This window comes from Nocardia sp. NPDC019219 (genome assembly GCF_040632645.1).
Taxonomy (GTDB): Bacteria; Actinomycetota; Actinomycetes; order Mycobacteriales; family Mycobacteriaceae; genus Nocardia; species Nocardia sputorum.
This window is the reverse complement of the sequence record NZ_JBEYCG010000016.1, coordinates 124,360-145,208: the sequence shown is the minus strand read 5'-3', so window position 1 is coordinate 145,208 and position 20,849 is coordinate 124,360. Positions and strand designations below refer to the sequence as shown.

General features: G+C 69.4%; 17 protein-coding genes. 2 read left to right on the top strand and 15 right to left on the bottom strand.

The window, feature by feature from the left end:
- Nucleotides 1-84 precede the first annotated feature (84 nt).
- From eccCa to eccD, 3 genes are read right to left on the bottom strand one after another with little or no spacing between them, the layout of a single operon-like run.
- Nucleotides 85-4,155 (bottom strand): type VII secretion protein EccCa, encoded by a 4,071-nt coding sequence (gene eccCa / locus ABZ552_RS26395; RefSeq protein WP_357440442.1) that lies wholly within the window; start codon nt 4,153-4,155, stop codon nt 85-87.
- Between the two features lie 46 nt (nt 4,156-4,201).
- Nucleotides 4,202-5,581, bottom strand: coding sequence for a type VII secretion-associated serine protease mycosin (gene mycP, locus ABZ552_RS26390; RefSeq protein WP_357440439.1), 1,380 nt, complete (start codon nt 5,579-5,581; stop codon nt 4,202-4,204).
- Between the two features lie 32 nt (nt 5,582-5,613).
- A complete protein-coding gene (gene eccD / locus ABZ552_RS26385) occupies nt 5,614-7,086 on the bottom strand; it encodes a type VII secretion integral membrane protein EccD (protein WP_357440436.1) in 1,473 nt (490 codons plus the stop codon).
- Nucleotides 7,087-7,331: 245 nt separating this feature from the next.
- On the opposite strand from eccD, the gene eccA reads away from it, so the two are divergent.
- A complete protein-coding gene (eccA, locus tag ABZ552_RS26380; protein ID WP_281875519.1) occupies nt 7,332-9,164 on the top strand; it encodes a type VII secretion AAA-ATPase EccA in 1,833 nt (610 codons plus the stop codon).
- A gap of 12 nt (nt 9,165-9,176) precedes the next feature.
- On the opposite strand, the gene eccB is transcribed toward eccA, so the two are convergent.
- Nucleotides 9,177-10,685 carry a type VII secretion protein EccB gene (gene eccB / locus ABZ552_RS26375; protein WP_357440433.1) on the bottom strand — a complete coding sequence of 503 codons (1,509 nt, stop codon included), beginning with the start codon at nt 10,683-10,685 and terminating at the stop codon, nt 9,177-9,179.
- Nucleotides 10,686-10,827: 142 nt separating this feature from the next.
- Between eccB and eccE the strand changes: the two genes are divergently transcribed.
- Nucleotides 10,828-12,603: a type VII secretion protein EccE gene (gene eccE, locus ABZ552_RS26370; RefSeq protein WP_357440430.1), complete on the top strand. Its 1,776-nt coding sequence runs from the start codon at nt 10,828-10,830 to the stop codon at nt 12,601-12,603.
- A gap of 72 nt (nt 12,604-12,675) precedes the next feature.
- Here eccE and ABZ552_RS26365 read toward each other — a convergent pair whose 3' ends face one another.
- The 11 genes from ABZ552_RS26365 to ABZ552_RS26315 form a co-directional block, all read right to left on the bottom strand.
- A complete protein-coding gene (locus ABZ552_RS26365; RefSeq protein WP_281875522.1) occupies nt 12,676-12,969 on the bottom strand; it encodes a type VII secretion protein EsxR in 294 nt (97 codons plus the stop codon).
- A gap of 60 nt (nt 12,970-13,029) precedes the next feature.
- Entirely contained in the window at nt 13,030-13,335 is a 306-nt protein-coding gene (locus ABZ552_RS26360) for a WXG100 family type VII secretion target (protein WP_281875523.1), read from the bottom strand.
- 94 nt (nt 13,336-13,429) lie between these two features.
- Entirely contained in the window at nt 13,430-14,221 is a 792-nt protein-coding gene (locus ABZ552_RS26355; protein WP_357440426.1) for an ESX secretion-associated protein EspG, read from the bottom strand.
- Nucleotides 14,218-15,216: a PPE domain-containing protein gene (locus ABZ552_RS26350; protein ID WP_357440423.1), complete on the bottom strand. Its 999-nt coding sequence runs from the start codon at nt 15,214-15,216 to the stop codon at nt 14,218-14,220. The genes ABZ552_RS26355 and ABZ552_RS26350 overlap by 4 nt, the downstream gene beginning before the upstream one ends.
- A gap of 43 nt (nt 15,217-15,259) precedes the next feature.
- Nucleotides 15,260-15,601, bottom strand: a complete 342-nt coding sequence (locus tag ABZ552_RS26345) for a PE family protein (protein WP_281875527.1) — start codon at nt 15,599-15,601, stop codon at nt 15,260-15,262.
- A gap of 32 nt (nt 15,602-15,633) precedes the next feature.
- Complete coding sequence (locus tag ABZ552_RS26340) at nt 15,634-17,010, bottom strand: hypothetical protein (RefSeq protein ID WP_357440419.1); 1,377 nt, start codon at nt 17,008-17,010, stop codon at nt 15,634-15,636.
- Nucleotides 17,007-17,324 carry a type VII secretion target gene (locus tag ABZ552_RS26335; RefSeq protein WP_281875529.1) on the bottom strand — a complete coding sequence of 106 codons (318 nt, stop codon included), beginning with the start codon at nt 17,322-17,324 and terminating at the stop codon, nt 17,007-17,009. Before ABZ552_RS26335 ends, ABZ552_RS26340 begins: the two co-directional genes overlap by 4 nt.
- A 99-nt stretch (nt 17,325-17,423) precedes the next feature.
- A complete protein-coding gene (locus ABZ552_RS26330; protein WP_281875531.1) occupies nt 17,424-17,723 on the bottom strand; it encodes a YbaB/EbfC family nucleoid-associated protein in 300 nt (99 codons plus the stop codon).
- A 25-nt stretch (nt 17,724-17,748) separates the two neighbouring features.
- Nucleotides 17,749-18,105 (bottom strand): hypothetical protein, encoded by a 357-nt coding sequence (locus ABZ552_RS26325; RefSeq protein WP_357440416.1) that lies wholly within the window; start codon nt 18,103-18,105, stop codon nt 17,749-17,751.
- 13 nt (nt 18,106-18,118) lie between these two features.
- Nucleotides 18,119-18,907 (bottom strand): ESX secretion-associated protein EspG, encoded by a 789-nt coding sequence (locus tag ABZ552_RS26320; RefSeq protein WP_357440413.1) that lies wholly within the window; start codon nt 18,905-18,907, stop codon nt 18,119-18,121.
- Nucleotides 18,908-18,915: 8 nt separating this feature from the next.
- On the bottom strand, nt 18,916-20,760 hold the full coding sequence (locus tag ABZ552_RS26315; RefSeq protein WP_357440410.1) for a hypothetical protein: 1,845 nt from the start codon (nt 20,758-20,760) through the stop codon (nt 18,916-18,918).
- Nucleotides 20,761-20,849 lie beyond the last annotated feature (89 nt).

Below are 20,849 nucleotides of genomic sequence, written 5' to 3'. Positions count from 1 at the left end.
GACGACCACTACCGAGAGGACGTCGGACGAAGACGCGGGCCGGGCACAGTGCGGCACGTCCTGCGCGAGTGCCCGGCGCGCCGGTCAGATGGGCGGCAAGTGCGCGATGTGCACCATCTCGATACCCCTGCTGCGCGAGACCAGGGTTCCGCGCCCGGGCGGCAACTTGCTCGGCCGCACGTCGCCGATCAGCTTGCCCTCGTCGCGCGACCCGCTCATGATCAACGTCTCCACCGACAGGTTCTTCATGGTGCCCAGGATCGGGTCGTACAGCGCGCGGGACACACCGCCGCTGCGGCGCGTGACCACGAAATGCATGCCGATGTCGCGGGCCTGCGGCAGGTATTCCAGCAGTGGCGCGAACGGATTCATGCCCGCGCCGGTGGCGACCATGTCGTAGTCGTCGACCACGATGTAGATCTCCGGGCCGCTCCACCAACTACGTTCGCGCAGTTGCTGCGGGGTGATGTCGGAACCGGGAATCCGTTTGGCCAGATACCCGGCCACCTCCTGGATCATCGGACCGCAGGTCTGTGACGACGTGGAGTACCCGGCCAGGTGGTCGCCCTCGACCACGCCGAGCATGGTCCGGCGGTAGTCGACCATGATGATCCTGGCCTGCTCGGTGGTCGACTGTTCGACGACCCCCAGCACGATGTTGCGCAGCAGGGTGGTCTTGCCGCACTCCACGTCCGCGAAGGCCATGAAGTGCGGTTCCACGCCGAAATCCAGCACCAGCGGCTGCAATTCGGACTCACCGAGTCCGACCACGACGCGGGTGGGGCCGAGCTCGATGCCCTGCGCCTTCGCCGAGGACATCAGCTCGTCCCTGCCGAAACGCAGCGGCAGCATGCGCACTTCCGGCGCGCGACGGTCCGGGTACTGCTGTTCGAGTCCGGCCCGCGCCTGCCCGACGCCGTCGGCCAGGCTGCCCGCATCGGAGTCGGAGTCCAGGCGCGGCAGGGCGATCAGCATGTGCAGCTGGTCCCGGGTCAGACCGCGGCCGGGGCGACCGACCGGGACCTGGTGCGCGGTGCGCCTGCCCATCTCCGAGTCCGACGGATCGCCGAGCCGCAGCTCGATGCGGGTGCCGATCTGGTCCTTGACGACCGGACGGATCTCCGCCCAGCGCGAGGCGCCGATCATCAGGTGGATGCCGAACGACAGACCCTGCGCCGCGATGGCGTTGATCTGTGGTTCCAGCATGTCGAATTCTTCGCGGATCGCGGCCCAGCCGTCGATCACCAGGAAGACGTCGCCGAACTTGTCGTCCGCAAGCGGATCGGCGGTCCCGGCCGCGCCGTCCGCGACACGCCGGTCGGAGCCGAACTTGCGGCGCCGGAACTCGGCCATCGACTCGATGCCCAGTGCGGCGAACCGCTCCTCGCGCTGCCGCATCAGCGTGGTGAGCTCGGCGACGGTGCGGCGCACCCGGTCACCGTCGAGGCGGCCGGCCACCGAACCCACGTGCGGCACGCCGGACAGGCCCGCCATGCTTCCGCCACCGAAGTCCAGGCAGTAGAACTGCGCCTGGTCGGGGGTGTGCGTGGCCGCGGTCGCGATGATGATGGTGCGCAACGTGGTCGACTTGCCCGATTGCGGGCCGCCGACCACCGCGACGTTGCCCTGGGCGCCGGCCAGATTGATGGTGAGCACGTCGCGGCGCTGCTCGTAGGGCTTGTCGATGACGCCGATCGGCATCCACAACTGGCCGTGCCGGTTGACCGGCGAGCGCCAGTCGGGGTCCGGCAGCAGCATGTCCACCGTCGGGGATTCGTCCAGCGGCGGCAACCACACCTCGTGCGCCGGGCGGCCGTGCCCGGTGAGCCGCTTGACGACCACGTCCAGCAGCGTGTCGGGGATGCCCTCGTCGGCGCCCGGCGCGCCGCCGACCGCCGACGGTGGCGGCGGCAGTTCCAGCAAGGGGTTCGACGGCGCCGTGGGGTGCTCTTCGTCCTCGATCGGCTCGGGCAGTTCCACCGGCGCGGCGGTGAACAGCGCGGGCCGATGTCCGGAGACCGGGCTGCCGTCGTCCGTCACCGTCCCCTGCGGCGCGACGTAGGGCCCGGAGACGTAACTGGCGTTGAACCGCAGCGGATCCGACGCATCGCTTTTCAGATAGCCGGACCCGGGCACGCTCGGCAGGTGGTAGGCGTCGGTGATGCCGAGCACCGCGCGTGATTCGTTGGCCGAGAACGTGCGCAGGCCGATCCGGTAGGACAGATGCGATTCCAGCCCGCGCAGCTTGTTCTCCTCCAGGCGCTGCGAGGCCAGCAGCAGGTGCACGTGCAGTGATCGGCCCAGGCGGCCGATCATCACGAACAACTCCGCGAAATCCGGCTTCTGCGAGAGCAGTTCGGAGAACTCGTCGACCACGATGAACAGCGCGGGCAGCGGATCGAGCGGCACGCCCGCGGCACGCGCCTTCTCGTAGTCGGTGACGTTGGCGTAATTGCCCGCCGAACGCAGCAGCTCCTGGCGGCGGTTCATCTCGCCGGCGAGCGCGTCCTTCATGCGGTCGACCAGCGACAGTTCCTCTTCCAGGTTGGTGATCACCGCGGCGACGTGCGGCAGCGAGTCGAGACCGAGGAACGTCGCGCCGCCCTTGAAGTCGACGAGCACCAGGTTCAGCGCGTCCGGCGAATGCGTCGTGACCAGCGAAAGCACGAGAGTGCGCAGGAATTCGGACTTTCCGGAGCCGGTGGCGCCGATGCACAGGCCGTGCGGGCCCATGCCGTTCTCCGCCGATTCCTTGATGTCGATCTCCACCGGGGTGCCGTCGGGGGTGATGCCGATCGGCACCCGCAGCCGCTCCCGGCCGGTGCGCGGCCGCCACACCCGCGCCGGATCGATCTGGGCCGCGTCCGGGATCTTCAGCAGCGCCATCAGTCCCGGGTCGGTCGTGGTCCCCTCACCGAGACTGACGATCTGCGCCGCCGTCGCGAGCCGGTATCTGGCCAGCGAGCGGGCGAAGGACTCGGCCTCGGCCGTGCTCACCTCGTCGGCGGCGGCGAACTTCTCCACTCCGGCCGCACTGCGCGCGGCCACCTCGCCGTCGGCGGCGACCAACTGCAGCCCGCGGCGCGCGGCGAGCCCGCCCTCGGGCGCGGTGAGGTCGAGCACGGTCACCGAATCCAGGCCCGATTCGCTGACCAGTCGTTCGCTGCCGCTGACGTAGCCGTCATCGATGACGACCACGAGGTGCAGCCGCCCCTGGGTCGGCTGGGGGTTGCGCATGAACCGGCCGCGCTCGAGCAGCTCGGCCGCCAGCGCCGTCTCCAGCTCGCCGAGCGAGTGGTACATCATCCGCGCCGAGCCCATGCCGTCGCGCTGCGTCGGATGTTGCAGCTGCGGTAGCCATTTCGCCCAGGACCAGGCGGGGCCGTCGGGGTCCGAACAGACGATCGCGATGGCGAGATGGTCGGGCCCGTGGAAGGCGGCCAGTTCCATCAGCATCGCCCGCACCAGCATGCGCGCGTCCTCGGCCGGACCGCTGATGTTGATCGCGGGGAACGCGCGCAGCGACACGGCGGTCGGCAAGCGGTGCACCACCGAATGGGTGCGCACGAAACGGCGCAGGGCCACGGTGGACACCGGCTCCAGGTCCTCGAGCGGCCCGGTCTCCGGGCGGGCCAGTTTGGTGGCCAGCCGGTGGCTGCCGACTCCGACGCGCACGTGGCCGAAGTCGGGATCGTTGGGTCTGCGCTCCCACATCCGCCTCGTCCCGATCAGGGAGGTCAGGTCGGCGGGCTCCGGATGACTCCACCGGAGCGTCTCCAGTTGCTTGCCGCCGGTGCGGCGCACCTCTTTGCGGACCTGGTCGAGGTAGCGGAAGTAGTCCTTGCGTTCCTCGTTGAGTTCGACCGCGCGTTTGGGCCCTCCGCCGCGGTAGCCCGCCATCATGCCGACCATAGACATGAGCATCATCATCGGGAACATCATCATGAACGGATTGGCCAGCAGGTTGCGGCCCATCATCGCCATCATCGCGATCATGCCGACCACGGCGACCACCATGACGATCGGCATCAGCTTCATCATCAGCGGCGCGGGCAGCGCGCGGGCGATCTCCGGTGGAGCGGTCAGCGCCACCTCGCCGCCGGGTGCCCGGGGCGGTGCGATGCGGGGGCGGCGCACAAAGCCTTCGGTAGCCATGATTCCTTCGTTCGGTCGGCGACGAGCGGTCGATACGTCGCCCGCGCTACGGATCGAATTCGGCGTTCAGGTCCTGCCTGGTCCGGCGGAACGGGATCGCCAGCGCGAGTCCGATGGCGAGGCAGGACAGGCACACGATGGAGCCGATCACGGCGACCCGGCGCGGCCGTGGGTCCGGGCCGGGCGGAAACACCGGCGCGGCAACGGCTCGCGCGGTGTCGGCGCCCGCGCTCACGGGTTTCTCCGGCAGTTGCGCGGTCAGCGCGGCGAGCGGATCGATCAGGCCGTGCCCGATCCGGTCGTCGCGTCCGGTGCCGGGTCCGTGCGCGGTGCGGATGATGCGGTCCATCACCTGCTGCGCGGTGAGTTCCGGGAAGCGGGCCCGCACCAGCGCGGCCAGCCCGGCGACGTAGGGCGCCGCGAAGCTGGTGCCCTCCACGGACCTGATCCCGTCGGTGGTCTGGACGCCGTCGACCAGTCCGGTGGCGCCGGGTTTGCTGTCCAGCGACACGATGTTGCGGCCGATCGCCGCCACGGCCACCCACGGGCCGTGCAGCGACAGCTCCGACACCTGGCCCGTCGAGTCCACCGAGCCCACCGAGAGCACGTAGGGCGTGAACCAGGCGGGGCTGGCGATAGTGGCCACCGAGTTCCACCCGGAGCCCTCGTTCTGTTTCGAGCACGCGCCGTCGGGCTGCAGGTTGCCCGCGGCGGCGACCACCACGACGTTGCGGTCGTAGGCGTACTTCACCGCCGCGCCGAGCGAGGCGTCGGCCGTATCCGAACCTGCTGCGGTACAGGCGACTTCGGAGATATTGATGACGGTGGCGCCGAGGTCGACCGCGCGGACGACGGCCGCCGCCAGCGTGAGCACGCTGCCGTAGCCGTCGCTGCTGATCTTGCCCGGCGGGTCGCCCCGGCCGTTGCGGTCCTTCGGCTCGTAGGCCAGACTCAGCTGCCGGATGGTGAGCAGGTCCGCGTCGGGCGCGACGCCGGCGAAGGCGTCGCCCGGACTCGGCCGGGCCGCGATGATTCCGGCCACCAAGGTGCCGTGACCGTCGCAGTCGACCGTTCCGTCGCTGTCGGAGACGAAATCGCCACCCGGTTGCAGGGAACGCAGCCGCGGGTGTGGATTCACCCCCGTGTCGATGACGGCCACCTTCTGTCCGGCGCCGCGGCTGAACTGCCACGCCGACGGTAGATCCAGCACCCGTTGCGCCATCGGGGGCTCGCTGGGCGCAGCGCCGGTGAGCAGGGGTTCGGCGCAGACGGCGCGCTGTTCGGTCGGTTCCAGCGGCGCGGGGCGCGCACTCAAGCCTTGTGCGGCGCCGAGTGCGCCGGGATCGATCCCCGGCGGGGAAATCGCTTGCGCGCTCGGCCATGGCACCGCGAGTCCGGCGCCCATCACCGTTGCGGCGCAGACCATCCGCAGGACACTTCGGCGGAAGGCGCTGCGAATCATATGTTCCGGGCCATCGAATAGATGTCCATCACCCACAGCACCAGGGGGATCACCGAAACGATCAGCAGGTACTCGAAGATCTCGATCAGCCGCCTGGTCACCGGGGTGACTTCGATGTGCGGACCGATGACGCCGAAGCCGACCACGCCGGTCGCGAACGCGAGCAGGAGGCCCGCCGCGAACAGGGTGTGATCCGCGTCGCCCAAGGCGAAACCGACGGTCAGCGCGAGGGAAGCCAGGCACCCGCCCGCGATCATCGTCGCGGCCTGGGTGAGGTCGGCGAACGAGCGGCCGCGCAGTGCGAGGATGATCGCGGTCACGACCGCCAGGGCGCTGCCCTGCCACCGCGCGGAACCCAGCGGGTCGGCCACGCCGAACGCGCCGACGACCGCGCCGGCGGTGCACGCCGCGATCAGACCGGACTGGAACTGGTTGGCCGTGCGAGCCCGGACCCCGAGCCCGGCGGCCGAGGGCAGCGCGCTGGCGCCGATGGCGCCGATGCCCTCGATGGTCGGTCGCGGTTCGTGGTCGGCCGGGTCGATCGCGCCGCCCGCGGTGGGAACCGGCGGAATCGGCAGCCGCGCGAGCACGGCCGCCAGCCGCGGCACCGCCGAGATGATCGCGATGCCCGCCACCAGCAGACCGGCCGCCAGCTTCGGCAGGCCCGGATGCCACACCAGGTAGACCGCCGCCGCGAGACCCGCGATGACGGCCAGCGCTGCGGCACAAGAGAACAGCGTCGCGCCCGCACCGGTGATCCGATAACCCACCAGCGCCGCGACCAGCAGCACCGAACTACCGAGCAGCAGATGGGCACTGCCCAGCGTCCCCGGCACCAGCAGTGCGGCGCCGCCGAACAGCAGCAGCAGGCCGTCCAGCGACAACCAGGTCGCGGTCACCGTGTCGGTGTACCGGTGCGTCGCGATGCCCGCCGCGGTGAAGGCCGCGATGCCCGTGCCGAGCAGGGCGAACGCGGGCGCGAGCGGATCGCCGTTTCCGCGCGAGACCACCAGTACCGCCAGCGCGACCAGCACGGTCAGCGCCGAGACGACCAGGCCCATCCAGCGGGCGGCCACGCCGGACCAGCTGCGGAATTCCTCTGCGGTCAAACGCGATACCGCGTCGATGACGTCGTCGAACAGCGCGGGCGATTCCTTCGCCGCGACCGACCGCAACACCAGCAGCTCGCCGTCGTAGACCTCGGCCTCGGTGAGGGTGCGGCTCGGCGCGATCGCCTCCCGGCCGAGCCGGGCCAGCGTCCAGTGCCGCGCGTCCAGCGGCGCCGACTCCTCCTCGGCGTCGGCCCGCTCCGGGTTGCGCGATTCGATCAGCGCCACCAGATCGCCGATGAAGGTGGCGATCGGCACGGTGGCCGGCAATCCGACATCGACCTGAGTGTTTCCACCGATGACCGAAACCCGGCTCAATACGGGCTCGGTGGCACGTGTTCCGCTCGCCGACTCGATCAACGGCAACCTTCCCCCGCCCTCATCCGGAACAACGATTCACGCATCGATAATATTTGCTGGAACACGTCCTGAGTGAACGACTTCACCACTCGTCAAGCACTCTCACACATAGACGACTCTTGCGTTGCGACCTCCCGGCAGCTGAACCTAATGTAACGGACGCACCGGGCCCCGCGCGATCGGTAGTCTGGTATCCAGATGAACGTCTCTACTACGAGAAAAGAAGATTTCGGGGTTCGACAGCAATGACCGGCAACCGTCAAGCGCAACGGGCATTCGATGCCGGAATCCTGTCACTCGGATTGTCCATCGAGGGGCAAGAATCCGCGCGTGATCTCGACTACGCGAAACTGGCTTTTCAACGCGCCACGGAGTGGGACCCCACGATGTGCGACGCCTGGCTCGGCCGCGCCGCCGCCGGCGAGCTGACCAAGGACGTTCTGTTCAATCTGTACAAGACCAGTACGAGCACGCTCTATCGCGAGCAACGCAGGCTCGGTCTGCGTCCGCGGGAACTCGCGGGCCGGTTCCTGCCGGGCTTGTACATCGACTACCCGTTGGCCAACCACACCGAGATCACGCTGGCCTGGGCGGCGCAGCTGATCGCCGACAAGGAGTACGACGAGGCCGAGCGGGTGCTCGACGAGCTCGACACGTTCCGCGTCGGTCAGCTGAGCAATCCCGAGGCCGAGATCGACAACCGCGTCTGCGCGTATGTCCGTGGCGTACTGCACTACAACACCCAGCGCTGGCCCGATGTGATGGCGGTGCTCGCGGGGTCGGCGGACTGGGAGGATCCGTACCTGGCGGCGGGCGCGCACGTGATGGTGGGCACCGCGTGTGCCCAGCTCGGCTTGTTCGGCGAGGCGATCCGGCGGATGCAGCAGGCCGAGGCGGGCCCGATCCCGGCGGCCCGGTCCACCGCGATGTTCTGCCGCGGTCTGTGCCTGCGGGAATCGGGCAACGAGGAGGAAGCCCAGGCGCTGTTCGAGAAGGTGTATTCGCAGGCGCCGGATTTCGAGGCGAACGCGGCCGCGATGCGCGACCGCACCTACCGGATCACCGTCACCAGCCGCGAGGTGATCGATGCGCGGACCGACAAGTGGGATCCGGCGTCCTCGCCGTCGATGGAGCAGATGGAGCAGGCCGAGAGCCAGGACCGGGCGAAGAAGATCCTGGTCGAGGCCCGTGCCGAGCTGGACGCGCAGATCGGCCTGGCGTCGGTGAAAACCCAGGTGGCCAAGCTCCAGTCGTCGGCGCAGCTGGCGAAGATCCGGGCCGAGAAGGGGTTGGCGAGCCAACCGCGCGGCCAGCACCTGGCCTTCACCGGGCCGCCCGGCACCGGCAAGACGACCATCGCCCGGGTGGTCGCGAAGATCTATTGCGGCGTGGGCCTGTTGAAGACCGACAAGGTGGTCGAGGCCAAGCGCGTGGACTTCGTCAGCCAGAACCTCGGCGGCACCGCGATCAAGACCGAGAAGCTGATCGACACCGCCATGGACGGCGTGCTGTTCATCGACGAGGCGTACACGCTGATCCAGACCGGCCTGCAAGGCGGCGACGCGTTCGGCCGCGAGGCGGTGGACACGCTGCTGGCGCGCATGGAGAACGACCGCGATCGGCTCGTCGTGATCATCGCGGGCTACGACGGCGAGATCGACCGGCTGCTCGCCGCCAACGACGGTCTGGCGTCGCGCTTCTCGAAGCGGTTGCAGTTCCCCTCCTACACCCCAGGGGAACTGGGACAGATCGGCCAGGTCATCGCCCGCAAGCGCGACTCGGACCTGTCCGAAGGCGCGCTCGAGCAGCTGGTCCGTGCCTGTGAGCGCCTGTACGCGATGCAGAGCACAGATCAGAGCGGTCAGCCGCGCCGCGGTGTCGACCTCGCGGGCAACGGGCGGTTCGTCCGCAACGTGATCGAGGCGGCCGAGGAGGAGCGCGAATTCCGCTTGGCCAACGACGAATCGCTGGACCTGACCGATATCGATGAGGCGGTGCTGCGGCGCATCGAGGCCGCCGATATGGAGCTGGCGTTGTCCGGGCTGCTCAGCACGCTGAACGTCGGCCGGACGGACTGACGCCCCCGCAGGTCAGGGGTGGGACAGTGAGTCGTGGGCGACCAGCGCTTCGCGCGCCGACAGCGTGGGCCCGGGAACCATCTGGCCGATGATCGCCCAGGGTGCGAGGCGCGGGGCGGTGCCGAGCCCGAGCACGGTCGCGGCGGCCGCGTCCGGAATGCCGTAGCGGACACCGGTGTCGGCGATGTAGAACAGGCTGTCGCGGCGCGGGCTGCCCGGCTCCATGCCGGTGACCTGCACGAACTCACCTGACCCCGGTGCGATGTAGGCCGCGTCGATCCGGTCGCCGACGCCGTCGGAGGTGGACAGCTCGACGGGTTTCGCGGATTCCGCGATCGGGAGGCGGGTGCCGACCAGCAAACTGATCGCCGCGCGTTCCCCGGGCCCGTCGCCCGCGTTGTCCGTGCCCTGCCCGGGAGCGGTACCCGGGGACTTCGACCAGGTCACGCACGCGACGGGCGCGTCCTCGGCAGGCAGGATCCTGGGGGTTCGCACCGGAAAGTCGTCTAGCGGCAGCTGCCGGACCACCGGGACCCGGTCCAGCACATCGGGCGGCACGGTCGCGATCTCCCGCATCCCGTGCGAATCGGCGTACCTGATCACCTGGGCGGTGAACGGTGACACCGGTTGCAAACCGTCCGCTAGCACCACGTACAGCGCGGAACCGCCGTCGGGCCCCACGCCGGACACCGAGATGACGCCGCCGATCGGGAGGTCCGACAGCGGGCCAGGACCTCGTTCGCCCGCCTTGGGAATCTGCGGCGCGGCGAGCGCGGGGACCTGCGTCGTCGCGCCGAGCAATCCGGTGCCGACCGGCCGGGGCCGCTGCGATTTCAGGTCCAAGGCCCTGGCCATCACCGAGTTCGCCGGGTCGACCTCGGCGCGTTTGCCGTCGTAGACCAGATAGGTCTTGTCGCCGCGGCGGACCAGCAGCGCTTCGTCCTGATGCGAGGTCCTGATCCGGTCGGTGAGCGTTGGCCGGCCCGCGATCACCGTCGTCGTCCCGCCCGAGGAGGACGCGGCGCTGCCGCCCTCCGACAGCGCGATCGACTCGCACAGCGACCATTCCGAGCTGTTGCCCTGTCCGGACCCGGGCAGCGCGGCGGGCGCGCCCGGGATGCCGAGCAGCGGGCCGCGCGGCAGGTCGTTCAGCTTGTCGTCCTTCACCGCATGTGGCTCCGCGTCGGTGCCGGTGATCAACCGGGCCGACGCCAGATTCAGCACCGGGTGCAGGGTCTTGTTGCCGTCCGGGCCCGATACCACCACATACAGCGCGCCGCTCTGTTTTCCGGAGACGATCAGGGCATCGCCGATCGCACCCTGCGGGCGCAGGAAGGCCAGGATCGCGGCGCCCGCCACCACGAGCACGCCGAGCACCGCGCCGACGAGCAGCGAGCGGATCTGGGAGCGCATCGGATCGTGCAGCATGCGAACGTCGCGGCGAACCAGCGCGTGATCGAGCCTGCGCAACAGGAATCGGTATCCGTTGACCTGGGCGCGGGTGGTCAGCTGTGCCGGCACATGGTCTCCATCGAGCTATCGATCACCATTTCCTCCGACACGGTACCGTAATTCCCCGACGGCCCTGAACCGTTGGAATCCGAAGCCGAACAACGGCGGCCGCACGCAGGTGAGGCAGGGACAAACAACTGTGAACGAGACGATGAACGACGGGACAACCGCCGGCGAAATTTCGAATACGCCGACGCCGGGAAATAGACGCCGTTCGGACTATGACACGCTGCGCGATCCGGAATTCTGGTTGTTCCGTATTTTTCCCTTGCGGGTGACGGTGCCCGTCGTGTTATCGGCCGCGGCCACCGCGTGGATTGTTCTCGCGCTCAGCGATTCGATCCGGTGGGCGATCGCCGCGGGCGCGATATTCGCGCTGGCCGGTCTGGTACCGATCGGCGGCCATACGCCCGCCTGGCGCATCGGCAGCGCGATCGCCCGCAGGCGCCCCGGCCTGCGCCCGGCCGAGCGCCTGGCGCAGGCGCCCGCGCTGGACGTGCCGCTCACCGAAGGCGGCGGTTACGGCGTGCGCTGGGACGGCGATCTGCTGCTCACCATGCTCCGGATCGATCCGCCGCCGGACACGCTGACGCTGCTGGATCGCGGATCGCTCAGCACCGACCAACTGCTTCCGCTTCCGGAAATCGCCCGCTGCCTCGATCAATTCGATCTGACCCTGGCCGGTATCGACGTGGTCAGCACCGGCGCGCGCACCGCGGGCACCGGCGTCGCCGCCCAGCTCTACGACCGCATCCTCGGCCCGCTGCCCGCCATCGCGCACCGCACCTGCTGGCTGGTGCTGCGGATGGATCCGCTGGCCAACGCCGAGGCGGTGGACAACCGCGGCGGCGGAGGCGACGGTGCGCTGCGCACCGCGATCATCGCCACCCGCCGGGTCGCCAACCGGCTCGCCGCGCACGACATCGCCGCTTCCGTGCTGACCGCCACCGAGATGAACACCGCGGTGCGCCAGCTCACCCACGGCTTCGACGTCGACCAGCTCGCCGAGTCGCCGAAATGGCTGGAGTACCAAGGCCGTTTCCTCACCCAGTACCAGATCGCGGCCGACATGATCGGCCCGCGCGGCCTGGCCGACGTCTGGGCGGTGCCCAGTTTGTCCACCACGGTGACGTTGCGTTTGCGGCCGGGAGCAGGCCGCCGCGATCGGCACACCGATTTCGCCGACACCGTGGTGCTCAACGCCCTCGTCCGGTTCGACACCGTCGCACCGCCCGGGGAACCGCCGCTGCCCGGCTTGCGTGAACTGGTCGGCAGCCAGCTGCGAATCCTGCTGGACACCTTGCCCATCGGCTACGCGGGCCGCTGGGGCAGCGACATCGCCTATCGCGGCACCCTGGCGGCGCTCACCGGATTCGCGGTGCCCACGGCGGGCTGCGGCCAGCTCATCGGCGCCGACGAGCGCGGGCAGGGCATCGCGGTGCCGTTGATGGGCGAGGGCACCAGGCACCTCGAGGTGATCGGCAACCTGGACCTCGCCCAGCAGGTGATCCTGCGGGCCACCGCGCTCGGCGCCCATGCCATCGTGCACACCGCACGACCCGAGGAATGGCACACCATGGTGGCGAATCTGAATGCACCACATGTGCTTTCGATAGCGCCGCGCGCCGCGGGCGCCAGCTACCACCCACCCGCTCCCCCGCCGCCGCCCGCAGCGCCGTACCCGAGCACGACGGTGCTGGTGTTCGACGGGATCCCGCCGATCGCGCACGCGGGCGGCGCGACGATCGTGCACGTGCGACGGCCGGACGATCCCGGCGGCTCGGTCGACGCGGACGTCACGCTGATCCAGGATCCGGACGCGCCCAACCGCATCACGGTGCGCACGGCCGCACGGAGCGCGACCGTGCTCATGGTCACCACCCCGGACGAGATGCACTACATCGGAGAGTCGCTCGCGGCGCGCTGACCGCCGGACACCAGAAGACGGCCGGCTGGAACCCTCACGTTCCAGCCGGCCGTCGTGCGTCGCGATCCGCGCTCAGAAGGCGGCGAAACCGTCGCCGACCTTGCCGTCGGCCTCGATGGCGCGCCCCAGCGCGTTCTCGACCTTGGCGGCGAGGTTGTCCAGCTTCTGGAGGGTGTCCTCCAGCTCGGTGGTCAGGTTCTTGTGCGCGGTGTCGAAGTTCGAGACCGCCTGCTCACCCTGCAGGTTCTCGCGGAACGCGGCGGCCGCGCCGTTGAGCTCATCGATCTGCGCCTTCATGTTGGAGCCGTACTGGTTGAGGTCACCGACCATCTCGGTGATGGCGGGCGAGTTGTACTTGATCGTCATTGTTGTTTCCTTCTGGTCGTGCGATGGGCGATCCGGCTGGACGGCAGGGCCATCCAGCGGTCACAGGCCTGCCGCGTCGGAGCCGACAATGGTGTTCTTGCCCGAGGTCACAGCCTGCGAGAGCCGGTCGAGCTTGCCGTTGAGCGCGGTGACCTCGTCGTGCCATTCGGTGGCCGCGGTGTTGAACTCGCGGTGGGCGTCACCCTGCCAGCCGCGCGCGACGGCCTGCACCGACTCGTCGATCTGGTTGATCGAGGTGCGCAGCGTCGAGATCGAGTCCTCCATGCGGCTGACGACGCTGTCGATGCCGCCCTCTTCGACACCGTAGGTGTTCCCCGAGCCGTCGCCGAGAGTTGTGTAAGCCATTTCGTTGTGCCTTTCGTCAGAACTTGTGATGGTGGGGAGATCCGGACGATCTCACCGAGCGATGTGGCAACCGAGTTTTCTTGCGACTCGACAGCTACTGAGGCAGCCACCTCCCCCCGGGCAGCCCTTCCAGCAAGGTGGCGACCGCCTGAGTCACGCGGTGGTCGGTGCCCGTCGTGACCGTCGACCAGATCTGCTGATCCGGCGAGACCATGGGGGCGACGACGATGCGCCCGCGACCGGTGTCGTACACCGCCACCGCGCCGGGCGCCCGGTTGGTCAGCCCGTCCTGATGGGTGTAGGCCACGACCTCGGCGTAAGCGCGGCAGGAGCCGAAAGCCAGCCCGAGCACCGCGGCGTCGCGTTCGCCGACGCCGAGGGCGTACATCGCGTCGGCGTAGTCGGTGGAGCGCTCGGCCGCGTCCAGTCGGTCGGCCAATTCCGCGGCGAGCGCGCTGAATCCGGCGACCTCGGCGGGATCGCACGGGCCGAGTGCGGCCAGCAGCGGACGAGCCAGCGACACGTCCGAGCCGTCGGCCCAGATGGGGTGAACCTCGAAACTGTCACCCGAGCGCACGGCGAGCGCGTGCTGTTCGCCCCGGCGCGCCAGGCAGAAGCGGCGAGCGCCGTCCCCGGTGTAGATGCGGGCGACGAGCTCGCGGTCCGGCTGCGCCAGGACGAACAGCGCACCGGCCAGTTCCGCCGCGACCTCGCCCTCGGCATCCAGCAAGCCGTCGCCGATCAGTGCGGTTGTCGCGCGCTCCCGCGCGGCGCGGTATTCCTCGATCGAATCCTGCTGCGGGCCGACGGCGAGCGCCAGCGGCAGCGTCTGCACGCCGAGCCGCTCGGCGACGACGAGCAACGCGTCGTTCGTCAACGACGTCACGCCGCACCTCCCGTCTCGGGGCCGGCCTCTTGCGCCACGGCGCGCGCCGCGGGTTCGGGGCCGCCGAGGACCGCGGGCGCCGCTTGGATGCCGCCCTCGAACTCGATCTGATCGCTCGCCTCTGTGGGGAGGCCGGCGCGCGGGAACCGAGCCCCGTCCTGAGCCTGCCCGGCCTGTCCCAGCGCGCCGGGGACGAGCGGAGCGGGCTGCCCGCCGGTGCTCACCGTGGCCTGCGGGGCACGCGGCACGACTTCGGCCGTCGCGGCCGATTGCGCGTACACGGGCGCCTGGTACGCGGTGGGCACCCGCGGCATCGCCGGGACGGGTACCGTCCCGATCGGCAGCGCACCGATCGGCGCCGCCCCGCGCGGCAGCGCGGCCGACGGCGTGGCCTCGGCCGACGCCGCGGTCCGTTCGGCGGTCAGCGCCTGTTCCGGGGCCACCACGGGCGGCTCCCGGTGCTGCCATGGCAAGGCCAGCGGTTCGGTGGCCTTCTCGTAGTTCTGCATGACCCGCGACGCCACCGCTTTGGCCATGTCGGCCTCGGCGTCCGTGTCCGCCGCGATCGCCCGGATCGGCGCACCGACCATGCCGCCCATCGACTCCAGCATCCGCTGTACCTGCTGGAGGGATTCGAGGTCCCCGGTGTTCGGCACCGCCAGCCGGGCGATCTCATAGGCGGCGACCTGTGCCTGGAACCGGGTGGCATTGGCCGCCGCCGCCGCGGCCGCGTCGATCAGCCAGTCCCGCAGGGTCGAGACGCGTTGGATCACTTCGTCGCTGCGCCCCGACTGCCAGGCCCCGCGCAGGTCCGCGAGGACTTTCTCGTACTCGGCCACAGCGGCGCCGAACGACGCGGCGAGGCGCGACCATGCGGTGACGGCCTCGGCCATCGGCACGGCGCCCGGCCCCGTGGTGAGGTCACGCGCGAGCCGCTCGGGCGGGCGCGCGGTCCACACCACGCCGGTGAAACCTGGCTGCGGTGGTTCGATCATTGCTGGGGAGGACCTTTCGGTTGCTCGACGACGCCCGCGACGATCAGGCGGACCGGCCGCCCGTGGTGTCGAAATCCGCCGTGTTGGCCGATTCCATGCCGTCGAACTGGTTCGACTGCCGCCGCAACGTGGCCGCCAGCTTGCGCATCTCGTGCACGCCGGCCTGCGCGCCGGCCAGATACGACGACGCCACGTCGTTCGCGGTCCGCGCGGCCCGGCCGGAAACCTCGTCGGTACCGGCCGGAACGACGGTCAGCGCTTCCTCGGCGGCACGCAGATCCGACGCCAACCGGTCGGCCAGCGCGTCCAGCCCGGATGACGCCTTGCCCGCCGTGACCGAGTCGAATTGCACGCTGTCGTACACCTCACCCCGCCCGTCACTCATCAGACCCTCCTGTGTACTGCTCGGCACTCGCGTCAGAGCGTGAGTTCCTTGTCCGGCGGTGGTTCCGATGTCGTGTCGGCCGCGCCGACCACCGGCAGCGAGACCCCTTCGATCCGCCCGACCACTTCGTCACCGTGCCGGCCGGTGACCATCTGGCCGCGCAGCGCGTCGGTGCCCGATTCGCCTTCGCGGGCCAGGCCGGCGCCGGCCGTGCCCGCACCGCCCATCGGCAGGTATCCGGTGCCGGTTCCGGTGCCCGCCGCGGTGGTGGACACCGCGGACGATCCCGGCCCGGTACCGGCCGCGGTCGCACCGCCGATACTGCCCAGCGAGCCGCCTGCGACCCGGGTGCCCGGCCAAGGGTTCAGCGGGGCGGCGGCCGCGGGGATCCCGCCGGGGACACCGCCGCCGACGCCACCCACACCGCCCGGGCCCCTGCCTGCCTTGGCTTCCTCGGCGTCCTTGCCTTCCCCCGGCTCGTCTTCGTGAACACCGGGTGCGGCGATGGGTTTCGGCGCCGACAGCGACGGGTTCGCCGCGGCGAGCTGCCCCAGCGACTGGGCAACCTGACCGGCCGTGCTGATCAGCGGCGTGATCATGCTCATCAGCTGGGTCAGCTGCTCGGCCGACTTCACGCCGGTCGGCGCGTTCGTGATCGGCACCTTCTGCCCGGCCTGCGTCATGCTCGCGCTGTGCCCGACCATCTCGGCCTTCGTCTTCGCCGTGATCGCCAGCGCCTCGGTCATCGCCTCGATCGCGGAGGCGACCAGGAAACCCTGTCCGCCCGGCGAGGCCGCCAGCAGCGGCGCGAAGGCCATGGTGGTGGAGAACTTCGCCAGCACCGCCGACATCAGGCCCGCACCGGTGAACACGCTGCCCGCCGCGCTCACGAGCACCGACTTCTCCTGCGTGCTCTGCGCCGCCAGCTCGCTCGCGTCGGTCTGCGCCTCGCCTGCCTTCTTCGCCGCCTCCATCGCCGCCATGCCCTGCCAGACCGTCATCAGGGTCTGCACCAGCGACGAGCCGACCTGCATCACGGTCTGCATCACGGTGGACACGTTCTGCAGCAGTTGCGTCGGGTCCACCGGCGGCGCGGCGGGCGCGGCCGCGTTCGCACCGGCGGGCGCCTGCGGGGGCGGCGGCGCGCCGAGCTGACCGGTGCCGAACGCGGAGGCGAGATCGGTCAGCGGGCGCATGAGCGCGCCGAGATCGATCGTCGGCAGCGGCGGCAGCTCCGGCAGCTGCACGAAGGCGGGCAGCTCCGGCAGATTCGGTAAACCCATGCTGCGCAGGACATCGTTCACCGGCAGGTCCAGCATGGGCGCAAGAGCGCTGGCGCGCAGCAATTCCAGAACTGTCGGATCCAGCGGATCGGCGCCAGGCGGTGGAATGGCTCCCGGCGCGGTCATGACTGCGTGCGGATCGCTCCGATGGCCGCGCCCGACGCGGTGTCCGTGCCCTCATAGGTAGCGGCGGCCTGATGCGCCGTCAACGCGGTACCCGCGTGCACCGCGGCGAGCTGCGCCACCGATGACAGGTGATTGGCCTGCGCGAAAGCGTACGAGACGAGGAACTCCTGGCCGATCAGGCCGAACACCGGGACCACCGCGGCAACCGTCGCGGCCTGATCGGCCGCCGCGATCGCCCCGACACCGGCAGCCATGGCCGCCGATTCGCTTCCATATACACGCAGCGCATCCGGGACTACTTCAATATGGCTCATGATCATCGTCCAATCCCGAAACATCCCCCGATGTTTCGTATTCAACCTTACCTAGCGAGGACCACGTATCGCGATCCCGACGTGGTTAACATCCGATGACTACCCGGTGGCCTCCTCATTGAATGCGGTGATAAGTTCCCCGCGTTCCGCGAAAGCCTTGTGCGCTGCCGCTCTTGCGGTGCCCACAACAGTATTCTCGAACTCCTCCGGCGAAAGCCGGGATACCGCAGCGGAAAAGCGGAGACCGACCAGCGCGGCGTTTCCGTCCACTTCCGCTGTCACTGCGCCGTCGGGCGATGTCTCGGTAACCCGGATCGCATTCATGGCTTCGTTGAGATCGGTGAGCCGGTAGAGCTGATTCTGTACGCGAGCAATCAGCTCGTCCATTGTTTCGACCATGCCGGCCTCCTGAATCCCCTGCCGCTCAGATCGATCGCAGCCAGCTCTGCGGTTCGGTGTCGTACTCCTGCTCGTCGATGATCTCCTGTGCCGCCACCTGCTGTTCGGTGGGCAGTCCGGTCAGCGACAGCATCTCCGAGGTCCATCCCAGTTGCCGCAATTGCGCTCGACGCGCCAGGCCCGCACGGTTCGCCGCCTGTTTGCACAAGCGCAGGATCTCGCTCGCCAGCGCCTCCGGGTCACGGCGCAGCTGATCGGCGTCGACCTTGACGCCCAAGGGCAGGCCCATTTCGGTGGTGCGCACCGAAATCGACCCCGTGAGCGAAGTGGCCGCGAATTCGGTGGGAAATTCACCTGCCTGTCCCGGCTGCGCTGCGGTCATCGGTATCGGCCCCTTATCCTCGTTCGTCTTTGATGGCGCGGACGACTTCGGCGATGCGCGCGTTGATCACCGAGACCATCCGTCGCCCGTCGGCCGCGGTCGCGACCGGAGGGTGTCCGTCATCGATCACGTAGCGCCCGTCGTCCACGAGATCCCGCCATTTCAAACGGTGCCGGGTCATGCCACGCGGGCCGAAGATCGAGTGTGCTTGCAGCACATCGATGAATCCGAAACGTTCGGTCGCGGCGGACCGGAAATCGGCCGAACGATCGTGCACCGATCCCTGAAACGAATCCCGCACCGCGGAGGCGCCGTATTCGTAATCCAGTTCCGCGCCCTCGTCTTCGTCGGCGAGCACGATATCGGCACGCTTACCGGATTCCACCTCCGGCAGCGCCCGCACGACTACATCGGCCAGTTCCACCGCCGCGCACTCGGTGACAGTGAATCCGCCACTATGACCGACGGTCTCCCCGGGCAATTGCGTCACCAGATACCCGCGATCCGCGCGACGCGCCGCCATCAGCCGCACATTGTTCGCCACGTTCGTGTAATCCCGGCCATCGAATGCGAGCACCCGCAGACGGATGTCCGGGCGATGGAGATCCTTGAGCATCTCTTTCCGTGCCGGAGTCGACGAGGCGAGCAGCGCCGCCCGGGTTTGCGACTTCTCCACCAGATAGTCGTTCCACAACGGCGTGCGGCTGGTGAAGGAGAACGGCCTCGGCACGCCGACCTCACCGAAATCCTCCCAGAGCACGAGGAATTCGAGATCGGTAAATTTCCACGTGTGCGTCGCCACCCCGGCCGTCATTTCTCGACCACCGGTTTCGCCACGACCGGAGCCTCACCGATCGCCTCTTCCAGATGCTCGGTGGAGTCGAGGTAGTCCGCGCGCTTGTGCTCCTTCTGCTGTCCGCCGGCGGCGGCGCCGGGACCACCCATCGGCATGCCGCCCATCGGGGCGCCCGCCATTCCGGTTCCTTGCGCGAGCCCCGCCCGCACACCGGCCGCCGTGGCCGCGATGTCCGTCGTCGCGCGGGGGAACAGCTTGGACGCTCGCTCGAGGTTCTGCCCGCCCGGTGGGGTGGCCTTGCCGATCCCCGGCCCCGGCCCACCGCTGCCCGTCGCTCCCTTCGCGGCTGAGCTCATCTTCTTGGCCGCGTCCTGGAAGTCCGGCAAACCAGCCGGCAGACCCGGCAATCCGGCGAGGGCGCTCTGCTGCGCGATCTGTTGCGCGGCTTGCTGCGCGGCCTGCTGCGCGGCACCGGCCAGCTGCTGGCCGACCTGTTGCGCCTGCTGCGCGGCTTGTTGCATCGCCTGCTGGGCGGCCTGTTGCGCCTGCTGCTGTTGTTGTGCGGCGGCGCTCTGCCGGGCCTGTTGCTCGGAGGTGCGCCGCGCTTCCTCCAGCGCCTTCTGCTGCTGCGACAGCGCCTGCCGCTCCTGATCGGACTGCTCTTGCGCGGCACGCAGCGCCGCCAGTTGCTGTTGCGACGCCCCCGGAGCGGCCGTGCCGGGTGCCGCCGTACCGGGCGAGGCCGTGCCGGGTGGGCCGGGCGGTCCCGGCGGAGCGGGCGGCTGCGCGGGCTTCACCGTCGGGGCGGGCAGGATCGGGATCGCGGCGTTCGTGTACCCCATGCCCTCGACGTACCAGTTCTGGAATCCGCGCCGGTGCCAGAGATCCAGGCAGCTGTCCTCCTGGATCTCGCGGTCGACGTAGCCGCCCTTGTCCCGGGTCTCACCGGGCATGAACTTCTTGGTCTCCGACAACCAGCCCGCGGTGTAGGTGAGGTTCTGGCTCAGCGCGCGCATGCTGGTGGTCAGCGCGTTGGCCTGCGATCGGTACGTCACCGCGGCCGCGATCGCCGCGTTGATGCCGCCCTCGCCTTGTGGCGACTGCCAGGATCCCTCCAGCGGGAAGCGCGCCAGCCGATTGTTCAGGTCTCCGAAGGTCCCGTCGAGTTCCACGGCCATCCAGTCCCAGACCAGAGCGTCGCTGACGACCGCAACGGGATCGAGTCCGGTCTCGAATGATTCGAAGAATGGATGATCCTTTTCATACGGGTTCTCGACATCGATCGGAGTGGTGTCCCGGCCCTCCTGCGCCCGCGACAGTGCGTCCATTTCCGAGAACTGCCCGCTCGAATTGATGTGCTCATCAGAGGGTTTCTGCAGCTTGTCGCCGAAGTATTCGTGGTCGCGCAGGAAATCCGGGATGTGGTGACTTCCGCCCACCGGAGGCGTGGCGGGATTTCCGCCCTGTCCGGCGTCCGCGCGCCGAGGCGTATTGTCCCGGATTCTCCTGAACTCCGCGCCCGAGTCGGTATCGGTTTCGTTGTACCGCTTTCCGGCCGCCAGGAAGGTCTCACCCATGGCGTTCAAGATCTCCAGGAAGCGCCGGAGGATGTCATCCAGGTCTCCGGCCGCTTTCGCGAACTTCGCCTGCAACAGATAACTCGATTGCGCGGCCCCGAAACCCCGGGGATTCAGCACATCCGCCACATGGCGCTTGACCAGTTCCACCGCGTTCGCCGCCGCGGCGGCGAGTGCGGCCGCTTCCCCGGCCGCACTGTCGCTGAGTTGCAACGTGCCGCTGTGCGCCTGCTGGTTCAGGCCGGTCCACGGGTTGTCGGTCTCGGGCTTCGGCTGTGCCATATGTCACGCTCCCGACCAGGTGCTCGACGATCCATAGTCGGCGCGGGCAGACCCCCACCGGTGGGAATAGTGGCCGGAACGCGGTGCGG

Coding starts and splice junctions, on each gene's coding strand:
- eccCa (WP_357440442.1), bottom strand. CDS start 4,155: ATGGCTACCGAAGGCTTTGTGCGCCGCCCCCGCATCGCACCGCCCCGG.
- mycP (WP_357440439.1), bottom strand. CDS start 5,581: ATGGTCTGCGCCGCAACGGTGATGGGCGCCGGACTCGCGGTGCCATGG.
- eccA (WP_281875519.1), top strand. CDS start 7,332: ATGACCGGCAACCGTCAAGCGCAACGGGCATTCGATGCCGGAATCCTG.
- eccE (WP_357440430.1), top strand. CDS start 10,828: ATGAACGACGGGACAACCGCCGGCGAAATTTCGAATACGCCGACGCCG.
- ABZ552_RS26365 (WP_281875522.1), bottom strand. CDS start 12,969: ATGACGATCAAGTACAACTCGCCCGCCATCACCGAGATGGTCGGTGAC.
- ABZ552_RS26360 (WP_281875523.1), bottom strand. CDS start 13,335: ATGGCTTACACAACTCTCGGCGACGGCTCGGGGAACACCTACGGTGTC.
- ABZ552_RS26350 (WP_357440423.1), bottom strand. CDS start 15,216: ATGATCGAACCACCGCAGCCAGGTTTCACCGGCGTGGTGTGGACCGCG.
- ABZ552_RS26345 (WP_281875527.1), bottom strand. CDS start 15,601: ATGAGTGACGGGCGGGGTGAGGTGTACGACAGCGTGCAATTCGACTCG.
- ABZ552_RS26340 (WP_357440419.1), bottom strand. CDS start 17,010: ATGACCGCGCCGGGAGCCATTCCACCGCCTGGCGCCGATCCGCTGGAT.
- ABZ552_RS26335 (WP_281875529.1), bottom strand. CDS start 17,324: ATGAGCCATATTGAAGTAGTCCCGGATGCGCTGCGTGTATATGGAAGC.
- ABZ552_RS26330 (WP_281875531.1), bottom strand. CDS start 17,723: ATGGTCGAAACAATGGACGAGCTGATTGCTCGCGTACAGAATCAGCTC.
- ABZ552_RS26325 (WP_357440416.1), bottom strand. CDS start 18,105: ATGACCGCAGCGCAGCCGGGACAGGCAGGTGAATTTCCCACCGAATTC.
- ABZ552_RS26315 (WP_357440410.1), bottom strand. CDS start 20,760: ATGGCACAGCCGAAGCCCGAGACCGACAACCCGTGGACCGGCCTGAAC.